15 protein-coding genes are annotated in these 13,153 nt (G+C 60.9%); 7 read left to right on the forward strand and 8 right to left on the reverse strand.

All coding sequences use genetic code 11. The annotated features are described in order from the left end of the window. Positions 1-98 precede the first annotated feature (98 nt). Positions 99-275, forward strand: a complete 177-nt coding sequence (locus PZ895_RS14075; protein WP_275839608.1) for a hypothetical protein — start codon at positions 99-101, stop codon at positions 273-275. A 375-nt stretch (positions 276-650) separates the two neighbouring features. Here PZ895_RS14075 and PZ895_RS14080 read toward each other — a convergent pair whose 3' ends face one another. Together PZ895_RS14080 and PZ895_RS14085 are read right to left on the reverse strand one after the other, a co-directional pair. Next, positions 651-947, reverse strand: coding sequence for a PRC-barrel domain-containing protein (locus PZ895_RS14080; RefSeq protein ID WP_275839609.1), 297 nt, complete (start codon positions 945-947; stop codon positions 651-653). A 562-nt stretch (positions 948-1,509) separates the two neighbouring features. Continuing rightward, positions 1,510-1,839: a hypothetical protein gene (locus tag PZ895_RS14085; protein WP_275839610.1), complete on the reverse strand. Its 330-nt coding sequence runs from the start codon at positions 1,837-1,839 to the stop codon at positions 1,510-1,512. Between the two features lie 188 nt (positions 1,840-2,027). On the opposite strand from PZ895_RS14085, the gene PZ895_RS14090 reads away from it, so the two are divergent. Further along, complete coding sequence (locus tag PZ895_RS14090; RefSeq protein WP_275839611.1) at positions 2,028-2,222, forward strand: hypothetical protein; 195 nt, start codon at positions 2,028-2,030, stop codon at positions 2,220-2,222. Between the two features lie 114 nt (positions 2,223-2,336). Here the strand turns inward: PZ895_RS14090 and PZ895_RS14095 are convergent, their stop codons facing one another. After that, on the reverse strand, positions 2,337-4,619 hold the full coding sequence (locus PZ895_RS14095) for an FdhF/YdeP family oxidoreductase (protein ID WP_275839612.1): 2,283 nt from the start codon (positions 4,617-4,619) through the stop codon (positions 2,337-2,339). A 231-nt stretch (positions 4,620-4,850) separates the two neighbouring features. Here PZ895_RS14095 and PZ895_RS14100 point away from each other — a divergent pair, with 231 nt between their 5' ends. The 3 genes from PZ895_RS14100 to PZ895_RS14110 are packed head-to-tail and all read left to right on the forward strand — an operon-like array spanning position 4,851 to position 7,857. Continuing rightward, a complete protein-coding gene (locus tag PZ895_RS14100) occupies positions 4,851-6,953 on the forward strand; it encodes a catalase (RefSeq protein WP_275839613.1) in 2,103 nt (700 codons plus the stop codon). Next, a complete protein-coding gene (locus PZ895_RS14105) occupies positions 6,953-7,555 on the forward strand; it encodes an isochorismatase family cysteine hydrolase (RefSeq protein ID WP_275839614.1) in 603 nt (200 codons plus the stop codon). Before PZ895_RS14100 ends, PZ895_RS14105 begins: the two co-directional genes overlap by 1 nt. An 8-nt stretch (positions 7,556-7,563) precedes the next feature. Next, complete coding sequence (locus tag PZ895_RS14110; protein WP_275839615.1) at positions 7,564-7,857, forward strand: hypothetical protein; 294 nt, start codon at positions 7,564-7,566, stop codon at positions 7,855-7,857. Positions 7,858-8,081: 224 nt separating this feature from the next. Here PZ895_RS14110 and PZ895_RS14115 read toward each other — a convergent pair whose 3' ends face one another. Both PZ895_RS14115 and PZ895_RS14120 read right to left on the reverse strand, forming a co-directional pair. Next, positions 8,082-8,288 (reverse strand): hypothetical protein, encoded by a 207-nt coding sequence (locus PZ895_RS14115; RefSeq protein WP_275839811.1) that lies wholly within the window; start codon positions 8,286-8,288, stop codon positions 8,082-8,084. 57 nt (positions 8,289-8,345) lie between these two features. Next, a complete protein-coding gene (locus PZ895_RS14120; RefSeq protein ID WP_275839616.1) occupies positions 8,346-8,843 on the reverse strand; it encodes a ferritin-like domain-containing protein in 498 nt (165 codons plus the stop codon). Positions 8,844-8,982: 139 nt separating this feature from the next. Between PZ895_RS14120 and PZ895_RS14125 the strand changes: the two genes are divergently transcribed. Further along, positions 8,983-9,942 (forward strand): SDR family oxidoreductase, encoded by a 960-nt coding sequence (locus tag PZ895_RS14125; protein ID WP_275839617.1) that lies wholly within the window; start codon positions 8,983-8,985, stop codon positions 9,940-9,942. Positions 9,943-9,992: 50 nt separating this feature from the next. On the opposite strand, the gene PZ895_RS14130 is transcribed toward PZ895_RS14125, so the two are convergent. The 3 genes from PZ895_RS14130 to PZ895_RS14140 are packed head-to-tail and all read right to left on the reverse strand — an operon-like array spanning position 9,993 to position 11,847. Beyond that, positions 9,993-10,961: a DUF3618 domain-containing protein gene (locus PZ895_RS14130; protein ID WP_275839618.1), complete on the reverse strand. Its 969-nt coding sequence runs from the start codon at positions 10,959-10,961 to the stop codon at positions 9,993-9,995. Continuing rightward, complete coding sequence (locus PZ895_RS14135; protein WP_275839619.1) at positions 10,958-11,353, reverse strand: phage holin family protein; 396 nt, start codon at positions 11,351-11,353, stop codon at positions 10,958-10,960. Before PZ895_RS14135 ends, PZ895_RS14130 begins: the two co-directional genes overlap by 4 nt. After that, complete coding sequence (locus PZ895_RS14140; RefSeq protein WP_275839620.1) at positions 11,350-11,847, reverse strand: hypothetical protein; 498 nt, start codon at positions 11,845-11,847, stop codon at positions 11,350-11,352. Before PZ895_RS14140 ends, PZ895_RS14135 begins: the two co-directional genes overlap by 4 nt. A gap of 268 nt (positions 11,848-12,115) precedes the next feature. Between PZ895_RS14140 and PZ895_RS14145 the strand changes: the two genes are divergently transcribed. Continuing rightward, on the forward strand, positions 12,116-13,129 hold the full coding sequence (locus PZ895_RS14145; protein WP_275839621.1) for an ROK family protein: 1,014 nt from the start codon (positions 12,116-12,118) through the stop codon (positions 13,127-13,129). Positions 13,130-13,153: the final 24 nt, after the last annotated feature.

Genomic DNA, 13,153 nt, shown 5'->3' on the forward strand with positions numbered 1-13,153 from the left:
CGCGAAGGTGGTTGATCGCCCGTCATGTTCTAGAACCAGTCCCACTCTTACCCAGTTGTGAGACAATCACGCAGTCCGGCCTCAACGCTGCCGCGAAGATGTTCCGCGACATCACATACAAAGCCTGCCGTGCTTTCCATGTGGCAGGCATCCCGGTTCTGGATGGCGTGAAGAAGCTCGCGCCGCGTCTGGCATCCAAGGCCAAAGTGAAGGAGGCCGACATTCTCCTGCTTTCAATAACGCCGGTTTGTGAGAGGAAAGGCCTGACATTGTGACGAGCGGCCGTAAGCAGAAGTTTAAGCGCGGTCAAATTTGAAAATGCTGGGGGCTGAAATTGAAAGCCTGATGTCCGGCCAGAGCTCGCGCGGCCGTCAAGTACGGCGCAGTTGATTCTGAATAGCAAGAAGCGGTCGTCCGAAGGGCGATCGCTAGGACCGCTTCCGAGCCAAAGGCTCTGGCCGCTGCGTTGAGAGGCAAGCGGCGCGAACCGAGCCCGCTATCGCCTAAGTTGTTCCGCAGTGGAATGTCGGCTAGCGCGCTGCTTGTGCTGGGGGGCGGTTACTTCGCGCCAGCCGTCGGCGGATTAGAATCCGCAGGGTGATTATGCACCTATGTTCTATGGCTTCATAGGCTGTCGCGCGATGAAGCGGTCAGTGTTGATGCTCGGGTAGTGCTTTGAGTTCGTCTTTCGTCCAGGTCGTCACGGCATGCACTGCGTGCGCCTCGTCCCGCATGAAATCCAGCCGGCTGATTGGGATTGCCACGGGCTTTGCGCCGATGCCGAGTAAACCACCGACGTCAACAACCACTTGCGCATCCGAGCCAACGCCGTGAAGGTGCGACACTTGGCCGATCTTTTCGTCACCAGGCCCATAGATCGTCGCGCCCTCAAGGTTGTTCTCTGTAAGTTCGTCAACCTGCAAACGTACGTGATTGGAATGATCCATTTTTGCTTCTCCTTTGGGTGGAAGGAGAACAGGCGCGGACTCGGATCGTTCCAAAATTGCGCAAGCTAAAGATGCGGGCAACATTCTCGCACCCGAACGGTCGAGACGGTACGCGTCACAAGGTCTGTCTTCTTCCAGGATAAAATTGAAATCTGTGCGCACGACGAAGAGCACAAGGTAGATTAGAGGCGGTCCTGGCAATACGTCTTAATGGCGGCTTTGGGTCGTAGCCGAATGTCCTTGGCCAGAACCGGGCCGTCCGATGACGGCTTCGCGATGCGAGACGAGCGACGGAATGACCTACTGTCGATCGACATACTGATTGCCACCCGATGATAACCGATGGGGTGCAGCCTTCACGTCGGACTTGCTCAATCCGCTATGCTCGGCGGCTTGCCCGGTACGTGTCGACGCCATGGAAGCCTCCAACTGCGATATACAAAATCCAGGCTTCGGATATTGCCGCTCGGCGATCCCAGCTGCTTTCAAGCTTCACAAGTTGAATCGGCATCTAACGGTTGGTGGCAGCGAAGCCAACGAAGCGAATTGTTGCGTTACTTAATCATTCACGATCAATGCCCTTGAACGTATGCTTGAAGGTCGCGTCGCCACTCTTCTTGCCCGAAAGCACTCGGGGATCGGCGCTCACTACCCCGTCATTGGAACCGCCGTGCTGCGGCTTTGCATAGGCTCCCTTGGCGTCGCCTTCCGGCGAACCTTCCATGGTGTCGGCTTGATCGGATTGATGTGTTCGCTCATCCGTATCGTCCGGATGACGGGACAGCCCGGCTCCACCAGGATTCTCGGGCATGCCTGCGTTCTGGTCAGTGGCTCCCGGCCGGAGATCGCTCTTCGGCACGCGTGCACCCGTTTCTCGCTTGTTGTCGGTCATTGGACACTCCATTTCGATGACGCAACATCGTCTGGACCCGATGTGTTCCCCACAAAAGCCCAGCGCAAAGAGAGACACATTGATCTGGCAAAGAAGCCCCGCCATTTTCCGCGTATGACGTTCATCAGCATCTCAATGCTAATCACCTCGACGCTCACATTCGTCGGCGCTGCGAGTGCTGCCAAGGCGTGGGCCGTTTCGAAAAACAGCGTTCTTTGGCTATTCACGACGCTCTGAGCCTGTCAGCGGTGATCCAACTGATCGCGGTCAATATCGTTGCGGTCGCGCTTTACGACGAGCGTGTCTCGGGCGTGCAATCGGTAGGAGTCATACTGGGCGTCATGGCGGTCGCTCTGATCACATTAGGCGCTTCCGATAGCTGAGGCGAGTTGGCATCGTCACGATCGGACATGGCCGTGAACGGCATAGCGATGACCCACCCAGCACTTCCGGTATTTCATTACAGGCTTGCGACGTGATTGCCCGTTTGCATTCACTCAGGCCAGACGAACTCGAACCGGCACCGACTTGGCCGCCGGCGTCTTGCTTTCTTCCGCATGCTGGTAGAGCGGGATGAGCGGGTTTGTCTCGGGATAATAGGCAGCGATGCAACCGCGTGGCACATCGAACTCGATGATGCGTAATCCAGCAACGCTGCGGATCATGCCGTCATCACTCGCCGTTTCCAGACCCACCAGATCGTCGGCCTTTACGCCCAGCCTTGCCATGTCTTGGCCGTTCATCATCACGATCATGCGCGAGCCCTGGATGCCGCGAAGCCGGTCGTCGTAGCCGTAGATCGTCGTGTTGAACTGGTCGTTCGAGCGGATCGTCATGAGACGCAGTACGTCCGGCTGCGAGCCATCGTCGAAGGTCGCATGCAGCGCTTTGGGCAGGAGGAAGTTTGCCTTGCCGGTTTCGGTTTCCCATTTGCGATCGCGTGCGCCGATCGGGCGCGGAAAACCTCCGGGCGTGTCGAGGCGGGCGTTGAAGTCGTGGAAATCGTCCGGGTATGTCTGTGCGATCGCATCGCGCACGAGACCGTAGTCGCCAACCCAATCGTCCCAAGGCACTTTAGGATTGGGCGCGAGTGTAGCCTTTGCGATACCCGCCACAATGGCGGGTTCGGAAAGAAGGTGTTCGCTGGCCGGTGTCGCCACTCCGCGCGACGCATGGATGCATGTCGTCGAATCCTCCACCGTGACGATCTGCGGCCCGCTCGCTTGTTCGTCGATTTCTGTGCGCACGAGGCAAGGCAAGATGTAGCTGGTCTTGCCTGCAACGAGGTGACTGCGGTTGAGCTTGGTCGCGATCTGAACGGACAGTTCGAGGTCACGCCATGACTCTTCCATGCGCATGGTATCTGGGATCGCGCGCACGAAATTTCCGCCGAGGCTGATGAACGCCTTCACCGTGCCGTCAAGGACGCCCTCGCACGCCTCGACGGTGTTGAGGCCGTCCTTCGTCGGCGGCGAGAAGCCGAACTGCGCTTCGAGCTTGTCGAGGGGAACGAGTGCGGTCTTGTCGGAGATGCCGACCGTCCGCTGACCTTGCACGTTCGAATGGCCACGCACAGGGCACATACCCGCGCCCTGCCTGCCGATATTGCCTCGCATCAGCATCAAATTGACTAGCATCTGGACGTTGTCGACGCCGAGCCTGTGCTGGGTCAGGCCCATCCCGTAGATGGCGATCACGGCCTTCGAACGGGCATAGACGTCCGCCGCCTGTTCCATCGCAGCGCGCGCCAGTCCGGCCTCGCGTTCCAGGTCGTCCCAGGACTGCGCCCGCACATACGCCGCGAACGGCGCGAAGCCATGCGTGTGCTGCGCAATGAAATCGACATCAAGCACGCGATCTGTGCCGGCCGCCTTTGCCTGGTGGTCGAGCTCGAGCAATGTCTTGGCAATACCCACCATCGCCGCTATGTCGCCGCCGGTGCGGACCTGATGGTATTGGGTTGCGATCTCTGTCCCCCTGTTCGTCAACATTTCCCCTGCGTGCTGCGGATTGACGAACTCCTCCCAGCCGCGCTCGCGCAACGGATTGAAGACGATGATCTCGGCGGCGCGCTTGCGGGCCTGCTGCAGTGGGTGAAGCATGCGCGGCGCGTTGGTGCCTACATTCTGACCGAAGGACAGGATGCAGTCGGTATGCTCGAAATCCTCGAGCAGCACGGTGCCAACGGGCGTCCCGATGCTCTGCGGCAATGCGACCGAGGTCGTCTCATGGCACATGTTGGAACTGTCGGGCAGGTTGTTGTTGCCGTACATGCGGGCCAAGAGCGCATACATGTAGGAGGTTTCGAGAGAGGCCCGGCCGGAAGCGTAGAAGACGACACTTTCCGGATCGAAACCCTTGAGACGCGACCCGATGTCGGCGAACGCTTCCGCCCACTCGACCGGCACATAGGTGTCGCTGGCAGATTCGTAGCGCATTGGATGCGTCAGGCGGCCCTCGTTTTCGAGGTCGTAGTCCGACCAGCCGAGCAATTCCGTGACGGTATGCTGTGCGAAAAATTCCGGTGTCGTACGCTTCGAGGTCAGGTCCCAGAAGGTCGCCTTCGCGCCGTTCTCGCAGAATTCGGCGGCGTGAGGCTTTGCGGGCTTTGCCCAGGCGCAACTTGTGCAGGCATAGCCGCCGAGTTTGTTGTGATGGCGCAGGAGATCGGGAGCCGTGCCAATGGCGTGCTGCCGGGTGGAGTGCTTGACCAAGGACTTGACCGACCCCCATCCGCCTGTCGGTGCGTCATAGGGCTTGTAGGTTACTTCGTCGGTCATATCGGTCTCCTGTCCGCTTGGGGCTAGAACCGGCGATGATCGTTGACGTTCCATGCGCGTACGGTCGTCTTGCGCAGCCGTGTGGTCAACGTGTGAGCATGCACGCTTCGACCAACAGTATGTTCAGAGCGCCCGTTGGTCTCTGTATGTCGTCCTCGTTCTATGCCGGAACATCGATCCTCCAGCGCGGTTCGGCGGTCATCGACACACCAGCATGTGAAGGGGACGACCATGACACGAAGCAAGGACACCAAGTCAGCGACAGCGATCATTCACGACCAAGATCTGGTGCGGGGCAGCGGCGGCGAACTGCACCAGGTCGCTGATGGCGACACGCCGCTCCTGACGACCGCGCAAGGCGGCCCTGTCGCCGACGACCAGAACACGCTGAAATATGGCGAGCGCGGCCCTTCGCTGATCGAGGACTTTCATTTTCGCGAAAAGATCTTCCACTTCGACCATGAGCGCATTCCCGAGCGCGTTGTTCACGCGCGCGGCTATGGCGCGCATGGCTATTTCGAGACCTACGAGTCGCTGGCGAAATACACGCGCGCCGACATCTTCCAGCGCGCCGGCGAGAAGACGCCCGCCTTCGTGCGGTTCTCGACCGTCGCCGGCTCCAAAGGTTCGTTCGACCTCGCGCGCGACGTGCGTGGATTTGCGGTCAAGCTTTATACACAGGAAGGCAACTGGGACATCGTCGGTAACAATATTCCGGTCTTTTTCATCCAGGATGCGATCAAGTTTCCCGACATCATCCATTCGGTGAAGCCAGAGCCCGATCGCGCCTTTCCGCAGGCCCAGTCAGCCCACGACAATTTTTGGGATTTCATCTCACTAACGCCCGAGAGCATGCACATGATCATGTGGATCATGTCCGACCGTGCGATCCCGCGCTCCTTCCGCTTCATGGAGGGCTTCGGGGTCCATACGTTCCGCTTCTTGAACGCCGAAGACGAGTCGACTTTCGTCAAATTTATCTGGAAGCCAAAGCTCGGCCTGCAATCTGTGGTCTGGAACGAGGCGGTGAAGATCAACGGCGCTGACCCGGATTTTCACCGCCGAGACCTGTGGGACGCGATCCAGGCCGGCGACTATCCCGAATGGGAACTATGCGTGCAGCTCTTCGACCAGGAGTTCGCCGACAGTTTCGACTTCGACGTGCTGGACCCGACCAAGCTCATTCCGGAGGAAATCTTGGAGCCGATCCCCGTGGGCCGGCTGGTGCTCGACCGGATGCCGGACAATTTCTTTGCCGAGACCGAACAGGTCGCATTCATGACACAGAACGTGCCGCCCGGCGTCGATTTCTCCAACGATCCGCTGCTGCAGGGCCGCAATTTCTCCTATCTCGATACCCAGATCAAAAGACTCGGCTCGACCAATTTCACGCATATCCCGATCAACGCGCCCAAATGCCCGTTCCATCATTTCCAGCAGGATGGACATTTGGCGATGCGCAATCCGGTTGGCCGGGTGAACTACCAGCCAAATTCTTGGGGCGAAGGTCCGCGCGAGCACCCGGCACGCGGCCATCGCTCCTACCGCGACGAGGTGGAGGGGCCGAAGGTGCGGCTGCGCGCGGAAAGCTTCGCCGATCACTACAGCCAGGCACGGCAATTCTTCAACAGCCAGATCGAGGTCGAGCAGAACCACATCGCCATGGCTTTGACCTTCGAGCTTTCTAAGGTTGAGACGCCCGTCATCCGCGAGCGCGTCGTCTCGCACCTTCTCAACATCGACGAGACGTTGGCGACCAAGGTCGCCGACAAGCTTGGCATGAAGAAGCTGCCGAAACCGGCAGATGCGGCGATCGCCCCGCGCGACGACCTCGAGCCTTCGGATAGGCTGTCGATCGTTAAGAACGGACCGGAGAGCTTCAAGGGCCGCAAGGTCGGCGTGCTCGTCACCGACGGTTGCGATGCCAAGCTGCTCCGAACCTTGAGCGACGCGCTGAAGACCGAGGGCGCGAACATGGAGATCGTCGCGCCGAAGGTCGGCGGCGTCGAGGCCTCGGACGGCTCGCTCATCGAAGGAAAGCAGATGATCGACGGCGGACCGTCGGTCCTCTACGACGCCGTCGCGCTCATCGTCAGCGCGGAAGGCGCAGAGCGCCTGACGAAGGAAGCCGCAGCGCGCGACTTCGTCGCCGACGCCTTTACGCATTGCAAGTTCATCGCCCATGTCGAAGACGCTAGGCCGCTTCTCGACAAGGCCGGCGTCGAACCGGATGAGGGCGTGATCGCGATCTCTGCCGCCGCCGACGTCAAGGGCTTCGTGGAGACGTGCCGCAAGCTCCGCCTTTGGGCGCGGGAGACCAAGGTCAAGCTCTGATGGCTGCGGGAATCCGCTTCGGCCCGATCGGCGAGAATTGGGTTCATCTCTGCATAGACATGCAGCAACTGTTCGCGCCTGGCGGCCCTTGGCAGGTGGCGTGGTTCGAGCCCGTCCTGCCCCTGCTCGTCGCATTGGTGGAACGGGCTCCCGAACGCACCGTTTTCACGCGCTTCGCTCCTGTCATGGACGCCGAAAGCGTGGCTGGAGCCTGGCAACGATACTATCGTGCTTGGCCTCAGATCACGCGTCAGAAGCTTCCGGATCGCTTTCTCGAACTCGCCCCGTCCCTGGGTCGCTTCGTCCCGCCGGCGCGGGTCGTCGACAAGCAGGTGTATTCGCCTTGGACCGAGGGGCGGCTGGATCGTCTGCTCGTCGACGGCAAGGTCGATGCGCTGGTGGTGACAGGCGGGGAGACCGAAATGTGCGTGCTCGCCACTGTCCTCGGCGCTGTCGATCGCGGCTTTCGCGTCGTCCTTGTGCGCGACGGCATCTGCAGTTCGCGAGATTCGACCCACGACGCCGTCATGCGACTTTACGAGGAACGTTTCGGACAACAGATCGAGGTTGCCGATCTGGCTGGGATAATGGACGCGCTTTAGGAACCGGTATGCACCTCATCGAGATTTTCCTGCCAACCAAATTGCCTTCCGGACGGCCGGTCAGCGACGCCTTGTGGACCGAGGTCCGCGACGAACTGGTGGCGGCCTTCGGCGGCTTGAACGCTCGGGACGACAAACCTGCCAAGGGCATCTGGCAGGACGAGCATGACGAAATCCTCATCATAGAAGTCATGTGCGAGGAACTGGACGTGGCGTGGTGGCAAGGGTTCAGGCAACGGATGGAGCGCGCGTTCGAACAGGATGAAATCCTGATCCGGGCCGTCGCGGTCGAAAGGCTGTGAACAGCCGCGGATACGGCCAGGCAGATGCATCGCCGGGAGTTGATCGGATACTCGATCGATCCCCGTTTGAGGGTTTCAAAGTGGACCCGCGGCGAGGATCGTCGGATCGCTCTCCGATGTCATCTTTGTTCTTGTCGAAGTCGTCGGCGTGTTCTTTCGGGTCGAGCAGTGTTTTCTCGACTTCGGTTGCCCAACGAGAGGCCGGCTTCGCGATGCGTGAGCTTTCACTTCTTCTGTGTCGGCTTCCGCTCGATCCCCGACATGCTGTTGCGATCGGGATCGGAGTTGTTTTCACCCGCGGCGTCGCGATCGCTGTTGGGATCGTCTTCGGCCGGGAGGTAGCCGCTCGGGCGGTTTTCGGGTGGACCTTCCCATCGAGGCCGTTCGTCGGTGGTTCCCGCAGCGGGCTTTCGCGTAGTGTCTGTCATCATGATCTCCATTTGCCTGGAAGATGAGGGCCATCGGCTGGTTGCCGATGGCCCTGCTCCTCACGCGGCTTTCGCCATCTCATTAGCCTGGCTGTCGGCCAGCTTCGTCAGGTCGCCGTCCGTCTTCGATTCTTCCTGAAGCGTCTGGTCGAGAAGCTTTGCAGCGTCGTTCATGCCAAGGACGGTCGCCCAGCGTTTCAGCGTGCCGTAACGGGTGATCTCGTAGTGCTCGACTGCCTGCGCCGCCGAGATCAGCCCGGCATCGAGCGCCGGCGTACCCTTGAACTCGTCCATGATCTCTTCGCCTTCGGCGATGATGCCTTCGATAGCATCGCACGTCTTGCCACGCGCCGGCTTGCCGAGGATCTCGAACACCTGCTGCAGGCGCTCGATCTGCATCTCTGTCTCTTCGCGGTGCTTGGCAAACGCAGCCTTCAGATCGGGGGACTGCGCAGCCCGCTCCATCTTCGGAAGTGCCTTCGAGATCTTGCGCTCGGCGTAATAGATATCCTTGAGCGTATCGAGGAACAGGTCGTCGAGTGTCTTTTCCTTGGCCATTTGAATCTCCTTGTTCACAGGGGTGTGATGCCTGTCGAAGCTCGCATCGCCGCAAATGTTCCGTCGCAGACAAATCCGAGTTCCGTCGAACATTCTCGCCCTACGGATGGTTGGGGCATCTCCAGACAAGGAGATCGAAATGGCCACGAAGAAAGAAGTTGCACGACAGCGCAAGGTCCAAAAGGAGGTGGACGGCCGCGACGCCAGAAAGAGCCGCGGCGGGTCAAAGCCCCCGATGCAGGCCGGTGCGCGGGCGTACCCCGTGCCGCCCTTTCCCAAACAGCACCAGCCGAAGCCCGGGGACGAGCGGCAGCTTGATCCTGCGCCGATGTACGACGCGCCCTTCTATCGGGGCTCGGGCAAGCTGGATAGCAAGGTCGCAATCGTGACCGGCGGCGATTCCGGGATCGGCCGGGCCGTGGCGATCCTGTTCGCACGAGAGGGAGCCGACGTCGCGATCGTCTACCTGTCCGAACATGCAGACGCCAAGGAGACGAAGAAGGGCGTCGAGGCGGAGGGTCGAAAATGCATCCTGCTGCCTGCCGACGTGTCGGACATGTCCGCCTGCACCAAGGCGGTCGCCGCGACGGTAAAGGAGTTCGGACGACTGGATGTCCTTGTCAACAATGCCGCGTTCCAGGTCCATGAACATGATTTCGAGAACTTGACCGCCGAGCATTTCGATCTCACGATCAAGACCAATCTCTACGGCTATTTTTACATGGCAAAGGCGGCTGTTCCGCATATGGAGCCTGGCTCGGCCATTTTGAACACCGGCTCGGTGACAGGCATTTCGGGAAGCGGTGGGTTGGTCGACTACTCGACCACGAAGGGCGGCATTCACGCGTTCACGCGGGCGCTGTCCTCCAATCTGGCACCTAAGGGAATCCGGGTGAACTGCGTCGCGCCGGGTCCGGTCTGGTCGCCGCTAAATCCCTCCGATAAGGAGGCTGGCGACGTCGCCGAATTCGGCGCGGACACCACCATGAAGCGCCCGGCGCAGCCGGAGGAGATCGCGCCGGCCTACGTCTTCCTCGCCTCGCCCCAGTGCTCGAGCTACATCACCGGGGAAATTCTCCCTATTGTCGGAGGCTACTGAGCAGCAAAAGGTCGGGCGACCGGGCGACTTGCCCCGGCCGCCCCGCTCGTTCAATTCCGCTTGTCGCGGGCAGACAAATGGTCGGTGGCTTTGTCTGCGGTATCACGAGCCTGATGAAGACTGGCGTCGGTGGCGCTTTTGAGCTCGCCCCCAGCCGACTTGGCGACGTCAGCGACCTTGTCCGCCAAGGGCTTTGACCCCGGCATCAGACCTTGTTGGTCAGCCTCGGCCTTGGCCGCAGAGTAGACATCGCTTGCCACGTGTTTGGCCTTGTCTATCCCTTCGTCGATCGCACTCTCAGCGGTCTCGCGCGCCTTTCGGCTCACATCGCCCAGATATTCCTGTTCAGTCCGCGTGGCCGGAAGCATCGCGCCGATCGCAGCACCCACGGCGACGCCTAGCGCGCCAAGAACGAGGGGCTCTCGTTCCAACGCGTCCATAAATGTCGACCTCAGACGGTTGCCGGCGTCAGCACCTGCCTGGGATGCGCTCGACATGTAGTCGCCTGCTGCGTCACGCAGGTCGTGCGCCGTGGCAGCCACGGAGTCCTTGGTAGAAGACGCGGTATGCCCCATCGAAGCGGCAACGGATGCTCCCGTATCCCGCAAGGCGTCCGCTCCCTTTGCCATCGCCGAACGGTCCGAACCTTGCGTTCCGGACCGAAGCGACGTCGAAGCGTCCACGGCGGCGGCTGGCCGATATTGCGGGGTCGTTGGCATCGCAGGTGCACGGGACGCGGATGACGTCCGCGTCGCAGGACCGGACCCCATCATCAGCCATGCCAATCCGCCGCCGACCATGGCCAAAGCCAGCGGGTTGTCGCGGACCTGGGTCTTGAGATTGGCAAGAAGCTGATTGGCATCGCCGTCCTTGAAGTAATCGACGACCTCGTCCATCAACTGGCCCGGCGACATCTTGTCCTTCAAGTGCTCGGCCGTGTCGGCGATCTCGGCACGGACGCGCTCTGCCTCGCGCTCCAACTCGGAGGGCGATCGGTCGGAAGCTGCATGGTCGGTCATCGTGTTTGCTCCTGTGCGAGTGCGGCATCCTTGCGCAATTGATCGGTCGTTCGCGTCGGGGCCAGTTCGGAGGGCGACATGTTCGTCGTGCCCCGCCGCACGAGGATGACGCCGATCACCGCGACGACGACGCCGACCAGCAGTGACGCCCACGCCGGGTGGAGCCCGAGATTGGAGAGGGCCACGATCAGCGCCTGAAGAAGCACGATGAGAGCTGCAAGAAGAAGCAACGCTCCCCCCGCGACTTCCATCGCGCCATTGCCAACCTTATGGGCGCTTTCGGTCAGTTCGCTGCGGAGCAACTTGCCTTCCGTCTGGACGAGAGAGGAAAGCTGCTGGACGAGATCCGAAAGAAGGCTGGGGATCGACCTGGAATCCTTGTCCGGTGTCATCGGCCGACCTCCTGGCCCGTGATCGGGCCGGTTCCACCAGCGGACGTCGCCGTTGATCGTTGCCTCTCATCCGAGCCAGCCGCAGCGGTGGTTGCGACGGACGCGAAGCGGCCGAGAGCAAGTCCTGCCAAAACGGAGCCTGCGAGGAATCCGACCGGGTTTTCACGGCCAAACCTGCGCACCGTCTCGATCATCTCGCCCGTGGACTGACCGTGCAGCGACCGCGTCAGACCCTCGAGGCCCGAAGCGGCGTTGGAGACCATTTCCGCGGCAGGCCCGCTCTGGTTCCTGCCGAGTTCGTCGCTCGCCGCCCGAAGCGCGTCGGCAATGACGTCGAGGTGGGACGCGGCCGCTTCCTTCACCTTCTCCGCCTGCTCTCCAGCCATTTCCTGTGCCTGCGCGCCGACCTGCTTGGCCTCCTGTCGAACGGCTTCGGAAGCTTCGGAGAGATTCGATTGTGCCTCCGCCTGCTCGACCTGAAGCCTGTCGCTCAACCCCGATCCTCCATAAGAAGCGGGTTGCGGCTGCAACCCTGCGCCGCCTGGTTTGTCGTTCTCGTTCATTTTCAATGTTCCTCGAATGGCTCGGTGGCGGATTGCCGGACCGGATATTCACGCTTGGAATGGATCCGACAGCCATTTCGGGCATCCGACCCTTTCAGGGTTCGAACCTCGCTTCTGCGCCAATGTTCCTGGATAGGTAACGGGGAACTTCGAGACCATCGCCGTGTTGCCAATCACGATACATACAAAAGCAATCTCCATGGTTCATGGCTCGCCAAATCTTCCCGGCATCGACGTCTCGAGCTACAGCCTGACGCTCGAGGACGGAGGCGGCTTCATCGGTGACCGTGCGAGCGGCCGCGCATTTTTTGGCATCCTTGATGAACTGCGCAGTCCCCTGTGCCGCGCAGGAACGGACCCGTTTGGTGGCAAGGACACCGACGACCTCTCGCACAAGGACATCGACAAGGCTTGGCGCAAGGGAGACGCATTCGCCGCGGGACTGGTGCACACCTCGATCGAGGAATTCGCACGGCGGCTGGCAGGGGTGGTGCGCGCTTACCGGAGCGCCGACGAGAACTGGGCCAAAGTCACACGGATCGTGGTCGGCGGCGGTTTGCGCGACAGTCGTATCGGCGAGATCGCCATCGGGCGTACGACGGCGATCCTCAGGTTGGAAAGCGTGGCGGTCGACCTCGTTCCCATCAAGCGAGATCCTGACGAAGCGGCCCTTGTAGGCGGACTGCGGCTGATTCCGGGAGAGCGCCTGCGCGGCTGTTCGCAGTTGCTGGCAGTCGATATCGGAGGTTCAAGCATTCGCGCGGGGTTGGTCAACTTCTCGGCGAAACACCCCCACAAGCTCGCCAGGGCTGCTGTCGTCGCACACGCCCAATGGAAATACGGTGATGAGAAAACTAAGCCGAGCCGGGACGAGGCGATCGGTAAGCTCGCTCAGATGATTGACGGCTTGCGGAAGAAGGCTGGCGACGATCTCGCCGATGTTATGACCGTCGCGTGTCCCGGCCGTATCACGCCCGACGGTGACATTCGAGACGGGGCACAAAACCTGCCTGGGAACTGGGAGGCAAAGGACTTCAACCTGCCTGCAACGCTTGCCGCCGCTTTGGATGATGAGTTCGAGATCGTTCTGCACAACGATGCCGTCGTCCAAGGTCTCAGTGAAGCGGACCGGATGAAGGACGTGCGGCACTGGGCGGTGGTGACGATCGGCACGGGTCTCGGCAACGCTGCTTACCGCAACACCGCGAGTTGAGTGGCGAAGCGACGCCGCGTGTCG

The sequence above is a fragment of the Mesorhizobium sp. YIM 152430 genome (assembly GCF_029210365.1).
GTDB lineage: Bacteria > Pseudomonadota > Alphaproteobacteria > Rhizobiales > Rhizobiaceae > Aliihoeflea.

Coding starts and splice junctions, on each gene's coding strand:
- PZ895_RS14085 (WP_275839610.1), bottom strand. CDS start 1,839: ATGACCGACAACAAGCGAGAAACGGGTGCACGCGTGCCGAAGAGCGAT.
- PZ895_RS14125 (WP_275839617.1), top strand. CDS start 8,983: ATGGCCACGAAGAAAGAAGTTGCACGACAGCGCAAGGTCCAAAAGGAG.
- PZ895_RS14100 (WP_275839613.1), top strand. CDS start 4,851: ATGACACGAAGCAAGGACACCAAGTCAGCGACAGCGATCATTCACGAC.
- PZ895_RS14095 (WP_275839612.1), bottom strand. CDS start 4,619: ATGACCGACGAAGTAACCTACAAGCCCTATGACGCACCGACAGGCGGA.
- PZ895_RS14120 (WP_275839616.1), bottom strand. CDS start 8,843: ATGGCCAAGGAAAAGACACTCGACGACCTGTTCCTCGATACGCTCAAG.
- PZ895_RS14145 (WP_275839621.1), top strand. CDS start 12,116: ATGGTTCATGGCTCGCCAAATCTTCCCGGCATCGACGTCTCGAGCTAC.
- PZ895_RS14115 (WP_275839811.1), bottom strand. CDS start 8,288: ATGATGACAGACACTACGCGAAAGCCCGCTGCGGGAACCACCGACGAA.
- PZ895_RS14105 (WP_275839614.1), top strand. CDS start 6,953: ATGGCTGCGGGAATCCGCTTCGGCCCGATCGGCGAGAATTGGGTTCAT.
- PZ895_RS14075 (WP_275839608.1), top strand. CDS start 99: ATGTTCCGCGACATCACATACAAAGCCTGCCGTGCTTTCCATGTGGCA.
- PZ895_RS14135 (WP_275839619.1), bottom strand. CDS start 11,353: ATGACACCGGACAAGGATTCCAGGTCGATCCCCAGCCTTCTTTCGGAT.
- PZ895_RS14110 (WP_275839615.1), top strand. CDS start 7,564: ATGCACCTCATCGAGATTTTCCTGCCAACCAAATTGCCTTCCGGACGG.
- PZ895_RS14080 (WP_275839609.1), bottom strand. CDS start 947: ATGGATCATTCCAATCACGTACGTTTGCAGGTTGACGAACTTACAGAG.
- PZ895_RS14130 (WP_275839618.1), bottom strand. CDS start 10,961: ATGACCGACCATGCAGCTTCCGACCGATCGCCCTCCGAGTTGGAGCGC.